General features: G+C 35.1%; 18 protein-coding genes, 1 tRNA gene and 1 riboswitch. Of the genes, 17 read left to right on the top strand and 2 right to left on the bottom strand.

Features of this window, described 5'->3' with window-relative positions:
• Nucleotides 1-34: 34 nt before the first annotated feature.
• The gene (locus tag HM984_RS07340) at nucleotides 35-1,060 is read left to right on the top strand and encodes a cytochrome-c peroxidase (protein WP_179348687.1); all 1,026 of its coding nucleotides are present in this window, start codon (nucleotides 35-37) and stop codon (nucleotides 1,058-1,060) included.
• Here the strand turns inward: HM984_RS07340 and HM984_RS07335 are convergent.
• On the bottom strand, nucleotides 1,057-1,431 hold the full coding sequence (locus tag HM984_RS07335) for a Fur family transcriptional regulator (RefSeq protein ID WP_115810258.1): 375 nt from the start codon (nucleotides 1,429-1,431) through the stop codon (nucleotides 1,057-1,059). The genes HM984_RS07340 and HM984_RS07335 overlap by 4 nt on opposite strands.
• A gap of 123 nt (nucleotides 1,432-1,554) precedes the next feature.
• On the opposite strand from HM984_RS07335, the gene HM984_RS07330 reads away from it, so the two are divergent.
• The 9 genes from HM984_RS07330 to HM984_RS07290 all read left to right on the top strand — a co-directional run bounded on the left by HM984_RS07330 (nucleotide 1,555) and on the right by HM984_RS07290 (nucleotide 12,005).
• Nucleotides 1,555-1,944, top strand: a complete 390-nt coding sequence (locus tag HM984_RS07330; RefSeq protein WP_179348686.1) for a MerC domain-containing protein — start codon at nucleotides 1,555-1,557, stop codon at nucleotides 1,942-1,944.
• Between the two features lie 48 nt (nucleotides 1,945-1,992).
• On the top strand, nucleotides 1,993-2,286 hold the full coding sequence (locus tag HM984_RS07325; RefSeq protein ID WP_179348685.1) for a hypothetical protein: 294 nt from the start codon (nucleotides 1,993-1,995) through the stop codon (nucleotides 2,284-2,286).
• A 250-nt stretch (nucleotides 2,287-2,536) separates the two neighbouring features.
• Nucleotides 2,537-4,906, top strand: a complete 2,370-nt coding sequence (locus tag HM984_RS07320; protein ID WP_179348684.1) for a TonB-dependent receptor — start codon at nucleotides 2,537-2,539, stop codon at nucleotides 4,904-4,906.
• A 59-nt stretch (nucleotides 4,907-4,965) separates the two neighbouring features.
• Nucleotides 4,966-5,748: a DUF4625 domain-containing protein gene (locus tag HM984_RS07315; RefSeq protein WP_179348683.1), complete on the top strand. Its 783-nt coding sequence runs from the start codon at nucleotides 4,966-4,968 to the stop codon at nucleotides 5,746-5,748.
• Nucleotides 5,749-5,803: 55 nt separating this feature from the next.
• Nucleotides 5,804-6,283 (top strand): DUF4625 domain-containing protein, encoded by a 480-nt coding sequence (locus tag HM984_RS07310; protein WP_179348682.1) that lies wholly within the window; start codon nucleotides 5,804-5,806, stop codon nucleotides 6,281-6,283.
• Nucleotides 6,284-6,533: 250 nt separating this feature from the next.
• A riboswitch (cobalamin riboswitch) is annotated at nucleotides 6,534-6,761 on the top strand.
• A gap of 34 nt (nucleotides 6,762-6,795) precedes the next feature.
• Entirely contained in the window at nucleotides 6,796-8,631 is a 1,836-nt protein-coding gene (locus HM984_RS07305) for a TonB-dependent receptor plug domain-containing protein (protein WP_179348681.1), read from the top strand.
• Nucleotides 8,632-8,634: 3 nt separating this feature from the next.
• Nucleotides 8,635-9,723 carry a YncE family protein gene (locus HM984_RS07300; protein ID WP_179348680.1) on the top strand — a complete coding sequence of 363 codons (1,089 nt, stop codon included), beginning with the start codon at nucleotides 8,635-8,637 and terminating at the stop codon, nucleotides 9,721-9,723.
• Nucleotides 9,724-9,747: 24 nt separating this feature from the next.
• On the top strand, nucleotides 9,748-11,034 hold the full coding sequence (locus HM984_RS07295; protein WP_179348679.1) for a YncE family protein: 1,287 nt from the start codon (nucleotides 9,748-9,750) through the stop codon (nucleotides 11,032-11,034).
• A complete protein-coding gene (locus tag HM984_RS07290) occupies nucleotides 11,031-12,005 on the top strand; it encodes a T9SS type A sorting domain-containing protein (RefSeq protein ID WP_179348678.1) in 975 nt (324 codons plus the stop codon). The genes HM984_RS07295 and HM984_RS07290 overlap by 4 nt, the downstream gene beginning before the upstream one ends.
• 137 nt (nucleotides 12,006-12,142) lie before the next feature.
• Here HM984_RS07290 and HM984_RS07285 read toward each other — a convergent pair.
• Nucleotides 12,143-12,217, bottom strand: a tRNA-Pro gene (locus HM984_RS07285).
• Between the two features lie 103 nt (nucleotides 12,218-12,320).
• Between HM984_RS07285 and HM984_RS07280 the strand changes: the two genes are divergently transcribed.
• The 7 genes from HM984_RS07280 to HM984_RS07250 are packed head-to-tail and all read left to right on the top strand — an operon-like array spanning nucleotide 12,321 to nucleotide 19,391.
• Nucleotides 12,321-13,421: a PQQ-dependent sugar dehydrogenase gene (locus tag HM984_RS07280; protein ID WP_179348677.1), complete on the top strand. Its 1,101-nt coding sequence runs from the start codon at nucleotides 12,321-12,323 to the stop codon at nucleotides 13,419-13,421.
• Nucleotides 13,418-13,861, top strand: a complete 444-nt coding sequence (locus HM984_RS07275) for a c-type cytochrome (protein ID WP_115810238.1) — start codon at nucleotides 13,418-13,420, stop codon at nucleotides 13,859-13,861. The genes HM984_RS07280 and HM984_RS07275 overlap by 4 nt, the downstream gene beginning before the upstream one ends.
• Before the next feature lie 58 nt (nucleotides 13,862-13,919).
• On the top strand, nucleotides 13,920-14,525 hold the full coding sequence (gene udk, locus HM984_RS07270) for a uridine kinase (RefSeq protein ID WP_092468706.1): 606 nt from the start codon (nucleotides 13,920-13,922) through the stop codon (nucleotides 14,523-14,525).
• Nucleotides 14,525-14,851, top strand: coding sequence for an FtsB family cell division protein (locus HM984_RS07265; RefSeq protein ID WP_115810236.1), 327 nt, complete (start codon nucleotides 14,525-14,527; stop codon nucleotides 14,849-14,851). The genes udk and HM984_RS07265 overlap by 1 nt, the downstream gene beginning before the upstream one ends.
• Entirely contained in the window at nucleotides 14,844-16,223 is a 1,380-nt protein-coding gene (locus tag HM984_RS07260; protein WP_179348676.1) for a methylmalonyl-CoA mutase subunit beta, read from the top strand. The genes HM984_RS07265 and HM984_RS07260 overlap by 8 nt, the downstream gene beginning before the upstream one ends.
• A 55-nt stretch (nucleotides 16,224-16,278) precedes the next feature.
• Entirely contained in the window at nucleotides 16,279-18,402 is a 2,124-nt protein-coding gene (scpA, locus tag HM984_RS07255; protein WP_179348675.1) for a methylmalonyl-CoA mutase, read from the top strand.
• Between the two features lie 56 nt (nucleotides 18,403-18,458).
• Entirely contained in the window at nucleotides 18,459-19,391 is a 933-nt protein-coding gene (locus tag HM984_RS07250) for an alpha/beta hydrolase (RefSeq protein WP_179348674.1), read from the top strand.
• Nucleotides 19,392-19,427 lie beyond the last annotated feature (36 nt).

Raw genomic sequence — 19,427 nt, 5'->3', positions numbered from 1 at the left:
CCGACTCTTTTTACTAGTTTCATACTATATTTTCATGAAAAAACTCATACGACATATCGCTATAGTATTGCTAATTACGAGTTGTAATAACGATGATTCTGAACGTGTTACTTATAACAATCCGGAAATCCCATTGAATACTCCTAGTAATTTTCCTGAACTCAACAATTCAGTATACACTAATACACCTACAGAATTTGGTGTTGAATTAGGGAAAAAACTATTTTTTGACAAACAATTGAGTGCAGATAACACGATTTCGTGCTCTAGTTGTCATATTCAAGAAAGCGCTTTTGCAGATCATAATCCCAAAGGAATAGGAATCGAAGGCCGCATAGGACTTCGTAATGCACCACCTGTTCAAAACATGGCGTTTATGCAGTTTTATAATTGGGACGGCAATAAACTTCAATTAGAAGATCAGCCATTAGTGCCTATTATTACACATGAAGAAATGGATTCTTCAATTTTAGAAGTGATAGGTAAACTTGAAACAGATGTATCTTATGTTGAGCTTTTTAATAAAGCATTTGATGGTGAAGGTATTACCGCTGATGGTATTTATAATAGTATTGCACAATATGAATATACCTTAATTTCAGCAAATAGTAAATACGATAAAGTAAAACGCAATGAGGGTGAAACATTTACTACAAGTGAAGCGCAAGGTTACGCTGTTTTTCAAGATAACTGTATCAGCTGTCATAGTACAGAATTATTCACGGATCAAAGCTTTAGAAATATCGGATTTCCTATAAATTCGGATCCCGAAGAAGGCGGACGTGCCAGAATTACAGGTCTTGTTGAAGATTATATGCGTTTTAGGGTGCCTAGTTTAAGAAATATAGAATATACTGCTCCTTACGGCAGCTTCGGACAATTTGCAACATTAGAAGATGTGCTCAATTATTTAGATACTGGTGTTTTAGAAGCTAATAATTTAGATCCTATTTTAAAAGATAATAACAACAGAATACCACTTTCACCACAGGAAAAAACAGACTTAATTGCTTTTATGAAAACCCTAAGTGATGTTGAATTTTTAGGTCTCAACGATTAAGAACACTTTTTACACACTCCTGTTAAAACACAATTTACGTTCTCTACATGGTAACCGTTTGGAATCGAAAAATTAACTTCATTAGGAAGACATTCTAATGTTTCACAAACCGTACATTTAAAATGAAAATGTTGATGCATTTGATGTGTTTCATCACAACCATCGCATAAGGCAAAATATTGTTTACCATCTTCTGCAATAACTTTGTGCAACACACCATCCTCACAAAAACGATTTAACACACGATAGATTGTTGCTCTATTAATATCAATAGAAATTTCGCCTTCAATCGCATCCTGACTCATAGCTTGTCCGGCTTTAGTGATTACACTTAAAACGGCTTCTTTAGTCGGTGTATTTCTTCTTTTCATTCTTAATGCGATTTATTTGCAATAATTTATTGCAACAACATTGCAATATTATAAATAAATAATATATTTGCAAAACCCAGTAATGCGACGTAGTCGCTTTTAAATTCTTTAACGTTTAGTAAAGTGAATAAAATAAAAAATAATACCCTAGATATAATAGCACTTTCAAGCTCTTTAATTTGCGCCATTCATTGTGCTATATTCCCTATTTTACTTTCGTTTTCTTCATTGAGTAGCTTATATTTTTTAAATAATCCAATGATTGAGTGGGTATTCATAAGTTTAGGAATTGTGTTTTTATTAACCTCGCTTTGGCCAAGTTATAAAACAATTCACCATAAAACCAAACCTTTAAAGATTGCTTTATTAGGGTTTGCTTTTATAGCTATAGGCAGACTTCACCTCACAAATTTATGGGAAGTTAGTAATACGGTTATAGGTGCAACTTTACTAGCTTTAGCACATTATGCTAATTGGAAATTATTACGCATAGCGGCTAAGCAAAACCACTAATTAAAACTTAGTAAACAAATTTAAAAACGTAAATATTTTAATTATTAAATGAAGAACAGCATCACATACTTCTTTATTATTCTTTTTCTTTCCTTAAAAATGGTTGGGCTTCACGCCTTGACTCACGATGAGGATAAGGACCAAGATTTACATTGTGAGGTTTGTGATTATGCTACAATTAATAATGTAATACCTATCCTAACTCCAGAGGCACAAGAGTTTTACATTAAAAACACAGAATTAGTCATCGTTAGAGACAACTTTAACGCTTACAGTTTTGTAACTCATAAGACGATTACTTCTAGTCAACTACTGTCTAGACCTCCTCCCTTTTCACTATAAGTCTCTCTCTATATACCTTTTAGCTTTTGAAGCATTAGTTCCATTTTTAGAATTATGTGCTTCAATATCGAGATACTCAGAGACCCCATGATTTAATGCGTTTAGACGTCTTCTTCCATAGTGAAGCTCTAAAACTTTAGCTATTTAAATCATTTGATTCGTTATAGAAAATCCGATTTCATTCAAACCAAATAGATTTTATAATGGGTCGTCCGTTTGACGAATCCTACAAATCTTATAGTATCACATTATGTTATACAAAACCCTGAGTTTATGGCTATTTTTTAGCCTAAGCACAATCGCTATTGCACAGAATTCTTTTCAAATAAAAGGATCCGTAATAAGCCAAAACACTTTACAACCCATCGAAGGTGCCACTATTAATGGCGAAAATCTTCATGAGATTTCATCTGCTTCAGGAACATTCACCATTCCTAATGTTACTGAAGGCATCTACTCCTTTACGATTTCGCATTTAGGTTACGCTTCTAAAACAATTACTATAAAAGCAAGCTCAAATAGCGAAAACCTTAAAATTTTATTAGAGGAATCTACCACCGAACTCAACGAAATAAAGGTCAACGGAAAAACTAAAAAGAGAGAACATAAAGAATCGCCTGTAGTTTCTCAATTGGTCTCTAAAGAATTTCTTACTACCAACAGGGAAAATAGCTTGATGCAAACCCTAAGTAAAATTCCGGGGGTAAGTACTATTAAAATTGGCTCCGGACAATCTAAACCTGTCATTAGAGGTTTAGGATTTAATAGAGTTGCTGTGGTTCAAAATGGTATAAAACACGAAGCACAACAATGGGGAAATGATCATGGTTTAGAAATAGACCAATATGGCATTGAAACTATTCAGATTGTAAAAGGACCGGCTTCTTTGGTTTATGGTTCTGATGCTATTGCTGGTGTTGTAGATATTCAACCAAATAAAATACCGCTTGCAAACTCTTTTAATGGAGAAGTGAATGTCTTAGGAGAAAGCAACAATGATTTATTAGGTATTTCTGCAGGAATCCAAGCCAGAAAAGAAAAATGGTTTTATCGTGGACGCCTCACTTATAGAGATTATGGCGATTATAAAGTTCCTACAGACCAAATAAATTACGAAAATTACATCTTTACGCTACACGACAATAATCTACGTAACACCGCAGGAAAAGAAGCTAACGCTAGTATAAGTGTAGGGTATATTTCAGACCGTATAACGACAGAAACCACAATTAGCAACGTCAATGCTAAAAATGGCTTTTTCGCTAATGCCCATGGTTTAGAAGTGAGAACATCGCGCATTGATTACGACCAGTCTAATAGAGATATTGATCTGCCTTATCATAAAGTGAACCATTTTAAAATTACTAATAATACATCAATAGCTTTAGATAAGCACAGTATTAATCTCGATTTCGGTTTTCAAAATAATTTAAGAGAGGAGCATTCCGAACCAATACCGCATGGTTATATGCCAACTCCTTCTAACAGTAAGGAACGTAGTTTTCAAAAAAATACGTTGTCCCTGAATGTCAAAGATGCCTTTACACTAATTGATGATCATCATATTGTTACCGGTATCAATGTAGAATTTCAAGATAATAACATTGGCGGCTGGGGATTTTTAATACCTGAATATACCCGTTTCACTATTGGTGCTTTTGCTTTTGATCAGTTTGAAATCAATTCAGACTTACATCTTTTAGCTGGTATTCGTTATGATTTTGGACAAATACATAGTAAGTCTTATTTTGATTGGTACCCTTCTACCATCAATAATGCTAATGGTTCTACCTCATATGTCTATTTACAAAGAGCCGAAAATAAAACGCTCAATTTTGGAAATGTGAGCGCTTCTGTAGGCTTAAGTTATATTCTAAACAATACCACCTTTAAAATAAATGCAGGAAAAAGTTTTAGAATGCCTTTACCTAATGAATTAGCTTCAGATGGAGTGAATTATCACATGTACCGTTATGAGCAAGGCAACCTCAATTTAGATCCTGAAGAATCCTATCAATTAGATATTGATATCGACCACACCACAAAGGATTTTAGCATCGGAGTTAGTCCATTCGTCAATTTCTTCGAAAATTTTATTTACCTGAATCCGACTTCAAATTATTATGAGACGTTACAAATTTACGAATACACACAAAACAAGGTATTTAGAGCAGGTGGAGAATTAAGAGCGAGTACAAGTGTTATTCCTAATTTAAAATTAGATGCTTCTGCTGAATACGTCTACTCTAAACAAACCAGTGGCCCAAAAGAAGGTTTTACTATTCCATTTTCTCCACCATTATCCGGATTGTTTTCTGCAAACTATCAGTTTAAAGATGCACTCTTTTTTAAACAACCTCAACTTATTGCCGATTACAGAATTACAACGGCACAAGATGACATTGTACCACCAGAAGAACAAACTGAGGGCTACCAAGTCTTAAACATGGCATTACTCACACAAATAGATGTCTTTAAAACTCAGAAACCATTAGAAATAAAGTTTAAACTCAATAACGTCTTCAATACTAAATATTACGACCATACGAGTTTTTACCGCTTAATCGATGTGCCAGAAGCCGGAAGAAACATCTCTATAGCACTCACACAATCCTTTTAATAACCATAAATAATTTATAAACCATGAACACAAACATTATGAACACAAAAACAAAACTTATGAAATCAAATTTTAAATTTTTAGCGCTTATCGCGTTTTTCGGAATCCTTTTAAACTCATGTAGCAGTGATGATGACACTAGTTCACCTAGTCTTAATGCTCCAGAAATAACTAATTTTGAATATGGGGAAGGCAGCGTACACTCTACAGATCAGGTTGCTTTTAAAGGATCAGACATTCATTTAGAAGCCGAAATAAATGCAGAAGCTGTGGTCAGTAGTATTACGCTTTCGATCCATGCTCACGATTTACCTCTAGCTGATGGTGAAGTTGAGTGGGACTTTTTCCAAGAATACTCAGGGAGTAATTATCAAGTCATCAATCCTACATTTCATGAACATGTAGATGTACCAACTAATATTCCTTCTGGAGAATACCACATTGAATTAACTGTTACTGATGAGCTTGGAAATAGTACAGCAATCGAAGGGCATTTAGAGGTTTTAGATTCCATAATATTAAGTGGTTTCTCTGTGGATGCTGCTGCAGCTAAAGGGAGCGATTTTCATGCTGAATTTATGATTAATGCACGTAATGGCATTCACAATATTACAGTAGATATCCATGCGCACGGTCTTCCTGTTGGTGCTGGTGAAGTAGAATGGGATTCTGAAATCATATTCTCAGAAGGTTATCATGGCTTAACAGACGTAGAATTCCACGAGCATATTGATGTCCCAGCAACTGCACCTGCAGGAGAGTATCATATAACTTTTACTGTTGAAGATGAAGATGGAAACACTAAAGCCTACGAAACACATATCGATGTTACAGCATCTTAAACATTAATTATTCCGCATAGTATCGCAAATACTATGCGGTTTTAAACTTTTTACCATGAAATGGATTACCAAATATTTTAATTTAATCTTAGTGATAGTACTTTTTACTTCATGTTCTAGCGACGACAGTAATACTATTGATGAAGAAAAGCCTACTATTAGTATTAATTACGCTGAAGGTTTTCCGCAAGCTTGCGAACAACTCCTAAAAGGGGAAACTTATAGCTTTAAAGCACAGGTTGCAGACAACAAAGCACTGGCTTCATATAGCTTAGACCTTCACCATAATTTTGATCACCATACTCATGATGATCAAGGAGAGACTTGTGATTTAGACCCGATAAAAGGAGCCGTAAATCCATTCATATACATGGAAAATTTTGAAATCGAAGGTGGATTATCAACTTATGAGATTAATATTAGTATCACTATCCCAGATGATATAGACACAGGGGACTACCATTGCTCATATTCAGTAACCGATGAAACAGGTTGGCAAAGCAGAACTTCTGTTGATATAAAAATCATTGATTAGATATTTACCTATTAAAAGACATAAACAATTACATTAAAATTGGGTTAGATTTTTGATGTTTTTTAGCAGTGCCAGAAACCACATACTGGCACTGTTTTTTTTATGTAAAAATTCTTCTACTCACGACGATTTACCGATTATAATCGAGATCAAAAAATGCCTCCAAAAAGGCATTTAATCTATCATCAAACAATTTCAATATTTACACTAAATAAGAAGGTGTTTTTATCTAAAATAGAATACAATTATCTACCTTTGTCCTCTATTGGTTTATGTCTATGTATTATAGATATGATTAAAAGGGAATCAGGTAAAATAGTTATTAACTTAATAATCCTGAACTGTTCCCGCAACTGTAAGTTTAGTCCCTTTTTGGGATGCCTCTAATGAAAATCTTCAACATCCACTGTTCTTTTAGAATGGGAAGGACCATTAGTAGGACACGAGTCAGGAGACCTGCCAATTTTACCAACAATTAACACAACGGCTTTCGGGTAAAAGGCATCGGGTTTATGAGATATTTTGTATATACCATTTTGTTTTGCATAGGTTTTTGTTCTATGCTTCATTCGCAAACCGACTCTATAACGGCTTTGAGAGAGGTACGTCTTATTTCTTATCGACTTAAAGATTCTACATACACTAGAAACGTTATTGTAGTTAAAGACAGTGTTCTAAAACAAAACCAAGCTTCATTAACCAATTTTCTAAACTTTAATAGTACCGTTTATTTTAAGGAAAATGGTCTAGGCATGGTTTCTTCTCCGTCGTTTCGAGGGACTACAGCATCGCAAACCTCAGTTCTTTGGAATGGTATTAATATTAACTCACAAACCACTGGGCAAACTGATTTTAACACCATTAATACACGTGGTTATAACAAAATAGAAATAAAACCAGGAGGTTCTAGTGTTGCTGATGGCAGTGGCGCTATTGGAGGCTCTATTAATTTAGTAAATGAATTGGGCTTTAACAAAGGATTTCATAATGAACTCTTTGCTAATTATGGTGAGTTTAACACCTACGGAATAGATTACCAAACCAATTATTCTTCAAAGAAATTCAGCATGCTTTTAGGTATTGCAAGAAATGCTTCAGATAATAATTATCCGTATCCCGAAACCGACCGCATCAATATTAATGGCCAATACCACAATACTAATGTCAGTTTTGCAGCGACTTCAAAATTGAATTCAAATAACACACTTAAAGTTTTTGCTAATATATATGACGGTAGACGGAATTTTTCGGTACCTACACCAAATGCTTTAAAAACAAAATATACAGATTTCAACACGCGCTCATTAATAGAATGGGAAAGTCATTTTAGTGCATTTAAATCCAATCTTAAAGTAGCCAGCACCACTGAAGAATACCGCTATTTTGGAAATATTAATAATGACTTTTACACCTATGGAAAGGTCACTAGTTTTATAGCTAAATACGGGCTAGACTACGTTCTGTCTAATAAAATGTTACTTACCGCTGGACTTAATTACACACACAATGATGGTCGTGGCTCTAATATTGCTTCAGAAACCCGTAACTTATCTGCTGCTTTAGTGAGTTTTAAACATGTGCTTTCAGAAAAATTTCTATACGAATTAGGATTGCGTCAAGAAACCAATGAACAGTATGGGAATCCACTTTTATATTCTGCAGGTTTTAGTGCTCAACTCACCGACGTTTATCAATTAAAAGTTAATACATCCAAGAATTTTAGAATCCCGACTTATAATGATTTGTATTGGCAAGGCGTTGGAAATACGGATTTAAAACCCGAAACCTCTTATCAAGGTGAAATCAGCAATAATTTCAACTTTAAAAACCTATCCATTTCGTTAACTGGTTATTATAATTATGTCGAAAACTTGTTGCGTTGGATTCCTGATAATTCAGGTATTTTCAGACCAGAAAACACGAATAAGGTTGAAATTTACGGGCTTGAATCGGTCGTTACACTTCAAAAATCATTTGGAAATCATAAATTAACAGGTTCTGCAACCTTTGCTTACACGGTTTCAGAGAATAAAGAAACAGGAAAGCAGTTAATTTATGTGCCGTTTTACAAGTTCACGTCTTCAGTGGGTTACAATTACAAAAGAATTTCAGCTTATTACCAATACCTCAATAATGATGAAGTCTTTACAACTACCGACCATGCTACCGAACATATTTTAGACAGCTATATGGTGGCTAATTTAGGGGCCGAATATACCCTTAGTAAAAAACGCAACTATAAGCTAGGTGCACAAATACTCAATTTTTGGAACGAATCTTACGAAAGCGTTCTCAACCGACCAATGCCTGGGCGGAATTTCAACTTCTATTTACATTTAAAATTTTAAAATATGAAAAACCATTTTCACAAATTAGCAAGCCTCTTAATCATAGCGACACTAAGTATAACATCCTGTACTAGTGATGACAGAGACGATCCTATTGCTGTGCAACCACCCTCTGGAAATTATACAGACGGTATATTTATTTTGAATGAAGGCGGATTTGGTTATTCTAATGCTTCAATTTCTTTTTTCGGAGAGACAGGTGACGTTTATAATTCCATTTATACTGAAGTTAACGGTGTAAATCTTGGAGACACCGCACAAAGTATGGGTTTTAATGGTGACAATGCGTATTTAGTAGTCAACAACTCATCTACAATAGAAGTTGTTAATCGCTATACGTTTGAATATATCGCAACAGTAAGTGATATGATTGTCAATCCTAGATACATTGAATTTAGCAACAACAAAGGCTATATCACCAACTGGGGAGATCCAAATGACGTCAACGATGACTTTGTCGCGGTTTTAAATTTAGATACAAATCTTATTGAAGCTACCATTCCTGTAGCTGAAGGTCCAGAAAAAATACTATTGAACAATGATAAACTTTACATAACGCACAAAGGTGGCTATGGCTATGGTAATACTGTAAGTGTCATTGATGTGGCATCACAAAGTCTAGCAAATACTATTTCGGTGGCAGATGTACCAGATGGCATGGTAATAGACAACGGATATCTCTACGTCATTTGTTCTGGTAAAGCCTCTTGGACAGGAGATGAAACCCTAGCAAAACTTTTTAAGATTAATCTATCTGACATTAATGATGTAACGGCGCTCACTTTTTCTGCAGGTCAACATCCTAGTCATCTTGAATTTGAAAATGGAACATTGTATTACACCATGGACAATGCTGTATACAGTTTAGACAGCAATGGTTTTCAGCTTCCAGAAACCCCTTCTTTTTCAACAGCAGCAGATGGTGTTGAGATTCTTTATGGTTTTGAGGTGCACGAAGGTGCTATCTATATCGCTGATGCTAAAGATTACGTTTCTAATGGAGAAGCATTTATTTATAATCTTAATGGCGATTTACAAAACCAATTCTCAGTCCAAATCATTCCGAATGCATTCTATTTTAACAACTTATAATAATAAATTAAAAACAATTAAACTATGAAAAACTATTACAAAAAAACACTTTACATTCTATCTGCAGTTTTATTATCTGCAACAAGCTACGCTCAAGACTACTCTGATGGTCTCTTTATTTTAAACGAAGGTTTATTTGGTACAAATACGGCTTCAGTTTCACATATTGATGCCAATGGAACATTAGAAAATGATATTTTCACGACTCAAAATCCTAGTATGACTTTAGGTGATACAGGACAAGGAATGGGCTTCTATGGCGATTTTGCTTATGTCATACTTCATTATAGTGACGAAATAAAAGTAATGAACAGTACGACTTTTGCTTTTTCGGCTAGCATTACAGATCAATTAAGCGCCCCACGTAATATCGCATTTTATGATGGTTATGGTTATGTGACTAATTGGGGAGATCCATCAGATACAACTGATGATTACGTTGCTGTAATCGATTTAGCAACTAATACCATTACTGAAACAATTCTTGTAGCTGAAGGTCCTGAAAAAATTGTTCAGAAAAATGGAAAATTATTTGTGGCGCATCAAGGTGGTTATGGTTATGGTAATTCTGTTTCTGTAATTGATATAGCAACAAGTACTGTAGAATCAATCACTGTAGGCGACGTGCCATCATCATTAAAAGTTGACGATGATTATTTATATGTACTTGCTAGTGGAAAACAAGCTTGGACAGGTGATGAAACTTTAGGTAGTATTCACAAAATAGATTTATCAGATTATCAAAACCATGTGACCATTGATTTTCAAACGTCAGAGCACCCAAGTTTTTTAGCATTAGATGCTACTGATTTATATTATGTTTTAAATAATAACATTTATAAAATGGCTTCAACAGATACAACGCTTCCAACAGTAGCCTTTAATACAACGACTGACGCACAACTCACTTATGGTTTTGACAAGGTTGACGACAAGCTCTATTTATTAGATGCTATAGATTATGTAAGCCCAGGAAAAGTATTTGTATATGACGAAAGCGGACTTTTACTAACACAACACATCGTAGGACCACTTCCTAATGGAGTTTACAAAAACGAAGGAACTCTAAGCGTTAATAACTATGCTTTTGAAAACACAACTATATTCCCGAATCCTGCATCTGGAAGTTTTCAATTAAACCTTACAGAAAATGCTACTGTAAAATTATATGATGTATCAGGAAAATTAGTAAAAGACGTAAATTACACAAACACGCAACCAATCTCTTTAGAAGGTATAGAAACCGGAATGTATTTAGTTAATGTTGAAGTGAAAGGAAATTCTACAACTCTAAAACTAATGGTGAAATGATAAAAACGGTTCTTCTCTTTCTGTGTTCTAGCTTTGTTTTACAAGCTCAAAGTTATGCGCCTGCTGCAGGTGAACCAGGTTCTACTGCTATTTCTGCTGATAGTCCTGTTTTTGTAGCTTGGGCTACTGACATAGAATTACAACGTGGACATGTTGATATTTCTAACCCTACATTTGAGCATGAGGATAGTAATTATGCAACTTATGGAACAGCTGAAGATGCCTTAGGCTCCGCAACCAATAGCGTGGTAAGCTTAGGAGATGCTGGTGAAGCCACCCTAACCTTTGAGACACCAATTACCGATGGCGATGGTTTTGACTTTGCTGTTTTTGAAAATAGTTTTAGTGCTACTTTTCTAGAATTAGCTTTTGTTGAAGTGAGTTCTGATGGTGTTAATTATTTCAGGTTTCCATCTCATAGTGAAACGCAAACAGAAACGCAAATTGATGGATTTGGAACTATTGATCCGACATATATCAACAATCTCGCAGGAAAATACAAAGGGTTATTCGGAACACCTTTTGATTTATCAGACTTAGAGGAGGATGTTTTATTAGACAAAAATAATATTACGCACATCAAAATTATTGATGTCGTCGGAAGTATTGACCCAGCTTATGCCAGATATGATAGTTTTGGTAATGCTATTAATGATCCTTTTACCACACCATTTTATTCTGGTGGGTTTGATTTGGATGGCATTGGAGTTATCAATCAACAGGTATTAGGAGTCGATGATGAAAATCTTGACACCATTGCTATTTACCCAAACCCAGCCTCTAATAAATTCTACATTAAAACAGTTGAAGAAGTCAATGTAAGTATTTATAATATGCTTGGTAAATTGGTGATTTCAGAAAAAGTTAATGCAAATAATACTATTGAGATCGCTTCGCTTAAAAGTGGAGTGTATCTAGTTAGAATTGCATCTCATGGAAAAATAAGTCAACATCGACTTATAAAAGAGTAATAACTAATTTTAAAAAACTGCTTTTCATATCACTTTGAAAAGCAGTTTTTTTTTAGAAGACACCGAACATCTTATATTACAATAGTTTAAAAACTAAAAAACTCTATAAATCAAAAGACTTATAGAGTTTTTTTTAGTCGGGGTGGCAGGATTCGAACCTGCGGCCTCCACGTCCCAAACGTGGCGCGATAACCGGGCTACGCTACACCCCGAAGTTGTATTCCCAATTTCGGACTGCAAATATATAATTTTTCTTTATAATCCAACAACAATTGTCTAACTTTAAACTCTTAATCTTTTTTAGACAAAAAAATTATGGATATAAAAAGTATCATTATCGGACTAATCCTCTCTAGCACACTAGCATGCGCGCAAGATAAAAATCCTAAAAATTCAGAAAATACACACGAAATAATTGTCTCAGATCTAAATATTCCTTGGGGTTTTACGTTTCTTCCTGATAATTCCATGTTAATTACCGAAAAATCAGGTGAGCTTATTCATTTTAAGAATGGAACAAAAACAAGTATTTCTGGTCTGCCAGAAATTTATGTTCGTGGCCAAGGCGGTTTACTAGATATTATTTTACATCCTGATTACAAAGAAAACAATTGGGTTTACCTTTCTTATGCTTCATCTGAAGGTGAAGATTCTGGCGGAAATACAACTATCGCAAGAGCCCAACTTAAAGATCATAGTTTAACAAATCTACAAGTATTATATAAGGCCTCACCCAACACAACTAAAGGTCAACATTTTGGATCTCGTTTCGCTTTTGATGATGATGGATATTTATATTTTTCGGTTGGAGACCGAGGAAATAGAGATGAGAACCCTCAAGATATTACCAGAGACGGCGGAAAAATTTACCGCCTTAATGCTGATGGCTCTATTCCTGAAGATAATCCTTTCGTTAATGAATCGGGTGCCAAAACGGCTATTTACTCTTATGGCCATAGAAATCCTCAAGGCATGACAATTCACCCAGATTCAAGACAACTATGGACGCATGAACACGGCCCTAAGGGTGGTGACGAAATAAACATCATTAAACCAGGAAAAAACTATGGTTGGCCTATAATAAGCTTCGGAGTAAATTATATTGGCACAAAATTCACCGATATCACAGAAAAAGAAGGTATGCAACAGCCCATTCACTATTGGGATCCGTCCATTGCACCCAGTGGAATGGCTTTCATTAATAGTGACAACTATGGTGATTGGGATGGCAATCTTTTAGTAGGTTCCCTAAAATTTCAATATTTAGACATGTGCACTTTAAAAGATAATAAAGTCATAAAAGAAGAACGTTTACTTGACGGGTTAGGACGCGTAAGATCCGTAGAGCAAGGTCCTGATGGGTTTATTTACGTCGGCATAGAAAATTTAGGTATTGTAAAATTAATAAGAAAATGAAAAAAATAATTATCCTCGGAATTTCGATATTAGCACTTGTATCATGTAATTCAAACACTAAAAAATCGAATACAATAGCTCAAAACCACAATACAGTTAATCAAGATAACCCTAAACTAATAGCTAGTATAGAACGTGGCAAAATTGTATATAATGATATGTGCATCACTTGTCACTTACCAAATGGTAAAGGTGTACCAAGGGCCTTTCCTCCCCTAGCCGATTCAGATTTTTTAAGAGAAAACCAAACCGAAAGCATCAAAGCGGTAAAATATGGTATGTCTGGGGAGATTGTAGTAAATGGTATTACTTACAATAGTACAATGGCACCTTTAGGGCTTTCCGATAATGAAGTTGCTGATGTTATCAATTACATCAACAACAGTTGGGGAAATACGATTAACAACTTTGTTACGCCAGAGAAAGTTTCCGAATTATAAATGAACTATACTACATAAATAATTAAATTTGTAGCAATCAAACAAATCAAAATTACATATGCTTATTATAGGAATTGCAGGTGGTACAGGCTGCGGAAAAACAACAGTTGTAAACACTATTTTAAAAGAATTACCTGAAGGTGAAGTTGGAGTAATATCTCAAGATTCCTATTACAAGGATACCTCGCATTTAAGCTTTGAAGAACGCGTTAAAATTAACTTTGACCACCCAAGATCTATCGATTTTGAATTATTAGAGCAACACCTCAAAGAATTAAGAGCAGGAAACAGTATTAATCAACCGGTATATTCATTTGTGAAACACAACCGAACAGGCGATGTTATTGTTACAAAACCAAGAAAGGTGATGATTGTAGAAGGAATATTAATACTATCTCATGCTGAAATCCGAGATCTATTTGATATCAAAATATATGTGCATGCGGATTCTGATGAGCGTCTAATACGACGTTTAAGACGAGATATTACAGAACGAGGTCGTGACATCAACGAAGTGCTTCAACGCTACCAATCGACACTAAAACCAATGCATCAGCAGTTTATTGAACCCATGAAAGAATACGCTGATATCATTATACCAAATAACAAATACAATACCGTTGCCGTAGATATCGTTAAAACCATAATCAACGAACGCTTATAATGTCTAAATTCAATATAAAATATCTTAAACCATTTAAGAACATCTATGTTATAGTTCTTGTCGTTTTCATGGTTTGGATGTTATTTTTTGATGCGCATTCATGGTTATTTCATCATGAATTAAACACGGACATAAACGAGTTAGAATACCAAAAAGAGCACTATAGAAATGAGATGGCAAAAGACAATAAAGCTATTAAAGAACTAAGTACTGACGAAGGTATTGAGCGTACAGCACGCGAAACTTACTATATGAAGAAATCTAACGAAGATATTTTCATTATTGAATACGAAGACAGTATTCCGAAAAACAAACAAGATGAGTAAATCATTATTTAAAGATTTTGATTCCGTGTCATCAAAAGCATGGAAACAAAAAATACAAGTCGATCTTAAAGGTGCAGATTACAACGATACATTAATCTGGAAAACCAATGAAGACATCAATGTAAAACCATTTTACCATGCTGATGAATTTGAAACCTTACCTGAAATTTCAAAAAGCAAAGCAACGAAATGGAAAATAGCACAATCTATTACAGTTACTGATGCTAACGTCGCTAATTTAAAAGCGATAGATGCTATTCACCGTGGAGCTGAAAGCATTATATTTAATATAGCTTCTGAAAACACTTCAGCAGAGCACTTGCTTCAAAATATAGATTTAGATACCGTAAATGTTCATATTAAGTGCGGTTTTCTTTCTGAAGTATTCACTAAAAAATTAATGAATGCTATTCCTAACACGGCAAAAACCCCTCAAATTCATATCCATACAGACATCATAGGTAATCTAGCCAAAACAGGAAACTGGTTCAGCAATCTTAATGATGACTTTAGTAAACTTAAAGCAATTGTAAAATCTACTAATCAAATTAGTATAGATCTAAGTCAATATCAAAATGCTGGAGCTACTATTGTTCAGCAATTAGCCTATAGCTTAGCGCATGCAAATGAATATCTGAATCATTACGAAGCACATAAAGACACGTCTTTAAAGGAGATAAACGCAACATTTAATACGTCAATTGGCTCAAACTACTTCTTTGAAATAGCAAAGATTAGAGCTTTACGTCAATTATGGACAACCTTAGCTTCTGAATATGGTGTTAGTGAAGATTGCAAAATAATAGCCACACCAAGCAAACGTAATAAAACGATATACGATTATAACGTTAACATGCTACGAACAACTACAGAATGTATGAGCGCTATTCTTGGTGGAGTTAATGAAATTTGCAACTTACCTTATGATTCTCTATTTCATAAACCAAATGAATTTGGAGATCGTATTGCCAGAAATCAACTCTTGGTTTTAAAAAATGAGAGCTACTTCGATAAGGTAAATAACCCTGCAGATGGAGCGTATTATATTGAAAGTTTAACGGAACAATTAGCAGAAAAAGCACTCGAATTATTTAAGGATATCGAAGCCAACGGAGGCTTTTTAAGTCAATTAAAAGAAGGAACCATTCAAAGAAAAATTAAAGAAAGTGCGGCTAAAGAACAGGCCGATTTCGATGCAGAAAAATTAGTCTTGTTAGGCACAAACAAACATCCTAATAATGCTGACAAAATGAAAAATGATCTTGAAATTAGTCCGTTTTTAAAAATCGAAAAACGCAAAACTCTAATTGAACCAATCATTAACAAAAGACTGTCTGAAAAATTGGAAATCAAAAGATTAAACAACGAGTAAAACTCGGTATTGACAAAACCTATAGTTCTCTTTTATCCCTTAAAACATATTAAGAATGTCTAGAAAAAACCTTCAACATATAACACTAAATAACGAAGCTAAAACTTTGAAACAAGGCCAAGAAAATGACTTTCTTACAGCCGAAAACATCAAGGTAAAATCGACGTATTCAAAAGACGATATTCAAAATATAGAACACCTTAATTTTGTTGCAGGTATTGCTCCAAATCTTCGTGGACCGTACTCAACTATGTTTGTTAGCAGACCTTGGACAATTAGACAATATGCAGGCTTTTCTACAGCAGAAGAAAGCAACGCATTTTACAGAAGAAATCTCGCTGCAGGACAAAAAGGATTGTCAGTTGCCTTTGACTTAGCGACACACAGAGGCTACGATTCTGACCACGAACGCGTGGTTGGTGATGTTGGTAAAGCAGGTGTTGCTATAGATTCGGTTGAAGACATGAAAATTCTTTTCGATCAAATTCCACTAGATAAAATGTCGGTTTCTATGACCATGAATGGAGCCGTGCTACCTATTATGGCATTTTATATTGTGGCCGCTGAAGAGCAAGGAGTTAAACCAGAACAACTCGCAGGAACCATTCAAAATGATATTCTAAAAGAGTTTATGGTAAGAAACACCTACATCTACCCTCCCACACCATCCATGAAGATCATCTCCGACATATTTGAATATTCTAGCAAGAATATGCCAAAGTTCAACAGCATCAGCATATCTGGGTACCACATGCAAGAAGCAGGTGCCACGTGCGATATCGAATTAGCATACACCTTGGCTGACGGCCTAGAATACATAAGAAAAGGACTTGAAGCAGGTATGGACATCGACACCTTTGCTCCCCGCCTATCCTTTTTCTGGGCTATTGGCATGAACCACTTTATGGAAATCGCCAAAATGCGTGCTGCGCGAATGCTCTGGGCAAAACTTGTAAAGCAATTTAACCCTAAGAATCAGAAATCGTTAGCCTTAAGAACCCATTGCCAAACTTCTGGTTGGAGCCTTACCGAACAAGACCCTTTTAACAATGTCGCCAGAACTTGCATTGAAGCTTCTGCGGCAGCTTTTGGAGGCACACAAAGCTTACACACTAACGCTTTAGACGAAGCAATTGCCTTACCAACAGACTTTTCTGCGCGTATCGCTAGAAACACGCAAATATATTTACAACAAGAAACACATATCACTAAAACTGTAGATCCTTGGGCCGGAAGTTATTATGTTGAAAAACTGACGGATGATATTACGAAAGAAGCATGGAAACTCATCCAAGAAGTTGAAGAATTAGGAGGTATGACTAAAGCTATTGAAGCCGGAATTCCCAAATTACGAATTGAAGAAGCTGCAGCTCGTAAACAAGCCCGAATAGACTCTACTCAAGACATTATTGTTGGCGTCAACAAATACCGTTTAAAACAAGAAGACCCAATATCCACACTCGAAGTAGACAACCAAACCGTTAGACTACAACAAATTGAACGCTTAAACAGCATAAAAGCAAGTCGTGATAATACCGCTGTCACAGAAGCACTGTTAAAACTAACAGAATCCGCAAAGACAAGTGAAGGAAATTTATTAGCTTTAGCAGTAGATGCCGCAAGAAAACGTGCCACTTTAGGAGAAATAAGCGACGCTCTAGAGATTGAGTTCGGTAGATACAAAGCACAAATTAAATCATTTTCAGGAGTGTACAGCAAAGAAATAAAAGACGACAAAAGCTTTCAAAAAGCAAGAGAATTAGCAAATCAATTTGCAGAACAAGACGGACGAAGACCTCGAATTATGATTGCCAAAATGGGACAGGATGGACATGATAGAGGAGCCAAAGTTGTCGCTACGAGTTATGCCGATGTAGGGTTTGATGTAGACATCGGACCACTCTTTCAAACACCAAAAGAAGCCGCAAAGCAAGCCGTTGAAAACGACGTTCACATTCTAGGCATATCTTCCTTAGCAGCAGGACACAAAACACTAGTACCTCAAGTCATAGAAGAGCTAAAAAAATACGGTAGAGATGACATTATGGTTATCGTTGGAGGCGTAATTCCTAAGCAAGATTACCAATATTTATTCGACGCTGGTGCTGTTGCAGTTTTTGGACCAGGAACTAAAATTAGTGAAGCCGCTATTCAGATTTTAGAAATACTAATTGATTAATTAGTAGCTTTTCTTTTTAAATTTTTGAGCTATACTAAAACGATGTCCAACACTCTATGAGGACAAATAAAAAAAGCATTAAACGGTATATTCTAATCCTTATCACCTTAGGGTTATTATTTATACATTTTATTTTTCCGCGTTTTATTGTAGAAACGAGAAACCCTATTGCAGAATTATTTAAAACTGAAAAAGCTACAAACCTTAAAACAGAACTTAATAACAACTCTAATTTCAAAAGAAAGAAATTAACCATTATAACTTTTGATAAGCTTAAACTATCTGCCCTACTCACCTACTCAACCTCAGCAAATGCTAAAGGCACAATTATACTACTCCATGGAAGTAGCCATACTAAAGATCATTTTATAGATTTAAGTGAATTTCTTTCAATCAATGGTTTTAACTCCGTCGCATTAGATTCTAGAGGGTTTGGTGAAAGCGAGGGGCAATTTTTCACCTATGGAGCTAAAGAAACTAAAGATATTCAAACAGTAATTACCCAATTAATTAATAATGAAAAATTAGATAATATAGGACTCTGGGGACAATCCATAGGAGGAGCCTTCACCTTACAAACAATGGGCATTGACAAACGGGTTAAATACGGCATTGCAGAAAGTTCCTTCACAGACTTAAAGGCAAATATTCAATATTATTTTAAGCGTCACACAGGATTCAATCTAAAGTTTTTCAGCAATTATCTTGTGAACAGCGCAGGGCGTATTGCCGGTTTCGACCCTGATGAGGCTAACCCATACAAATACAGCGAAAATATCACACAACCGATATTAGTTGTTCATGGCACCAAAGACAAAGCCATTCCTGCTGCAAAAGGAAAAGCCAACTACTTAAGAATTAAAAGTATTGACAAAGAATTTATAGAGCTTGAAGCTGCTGGCCATTCGGATATTTGGGAAATTGGAGGCGAAGATTACTTTAATTCTATTCTGGAATTTCTGAACAGACAAGCCTCGTATTCAAACTAAGTACTTAGTTAAAATATTGTCATTACTTTGATTTTC

Source organism: Winogradskyella pacifica, from assembly GCF_013403915.1.
Classification (GTDB): Bacteria; Bacteroidota; Bacteroidia; order Flavobacteriales; family Flavobacteriaceae; genus Winogradskyella; species Winogradskyella pacifica.
The sequence above is the reverse complement of the archived record's forward strand: the minus strand, read 5'-3'. Positions and strand labels throughout refer to the sequence as shown.

Bases quoted from the DNA above. Each gene is read 5' to 3' on its own strand.
- HM984_RS07295 (WP_179348679.1), top strand. From the start codon at position 9,748: ATGAAAAACTATTACAAAAAAACACTTTACATTCTATCTGCAGTTTTA.
- HM984_RS07315 (WP_179348683.1), top strand. From the start codon at position 4,966: ATGAAATCAAATTTTAAATTTTTAGCGCTTATCGCGTTTTTCGGAATC.
- HM984_RS07335 (WP_115810258.1), bottom strand. From the start codon at position 1,431: ATGAAAAGAAGAAATACACCGACTAAAGAAGCCGTTTTAAGTGTAATC.
- HM984_RS07290 (WP_179348678.1), top strand. From the start codon at position 11,031: ATGATAAAAACGGTTCTTCTCTTTCTGTGTTCTAGCTTTGTTTTACAA.
- HM984_RS07280 (WP_179348677.1), top strand. From the start codon at position 12,321: ATGGATATAAAAAGTATCATTATCGGACTAATCCTCTCTAGCACACTA.
- HM984_RS07265 (WP_115810236.1), top strand. From the start codon at position 14,525: ATGTCTAAATTCAATATAAAATATCTTAAACCATTTAAGAACATCTAT.
- scpA (WP_179348675.1), top strand. From the start codon at position 16,279: ATGTCTAGAAAAAACCTTCAACATATAACACTAAATAACGAAGCTAAA.
- HM984_RS07250 (WP_179348674.1), top strand. From the start codon at position 18,459: ATGAGGACAAATAAAAAAAGCATTAAACGGTATATTCTAATCCTTATC.
- HM984_RS07325 (WP_179348685.1), top strand. From the start codon at position 1,993: ATGAAGAACAGCATCACATACTTCTTTATTATTCTTTTTCTTTCCTTA.
- HM984_RS07320 (WP_179348684.1), top strand. From the start codon at position 2,537: ATGTTATACAAAACCCTGAGTTTATGGCTATTTTTTAGCCTAAGCACA.
- HM984_RS07305 (WP_179348681.1), top strand. From the start codon at position 6,796: ATGAGATATTTTGTATATACCATTTTGTTTTGCATAGGTTTTTGTTCT.
- udk (WP_092468706.1), top strand. From the start codon at position 13,920: ATGCTTATTATAGGAATTGCAGGTGGTACAGGCTGCGGAAAAACAACA.
- HM984_RS07340 (WP_179348687.1), top strand. From the start codon at position 35: ATGAAAAAACTCATACGACATATCGCTATAGTATTGCTAATTACGAGT.
- HM984_RS07300 (WP_179348680.1), top strand. From the start codon at position 8,635: ATGAAAAACCATTTTCACAAATTAGCAAGCCTCTTAATCATAGCGACA.
- HM984_RS07260 (WP_179348676.1), top strand. From the start codon at position 14,844: ATGAGTAAATCATTATTTAAAGATTTTGATTCCGTGTCATCAAAAGCA.
- HM984_RS07310 (WP_179348682.1), top strand. From the start codon at position 5,804: ATGAAATGGATTACCAAATATTTTAATTTAATCTTAGTGATAGTACTT.
- HM984_RS07275 (WP_115810238.1), top strand. From the start codon at position 13,418: ATGAAAAAAATAATTATCCTCGGAATTTCGATATTAGCACTTGTATCA.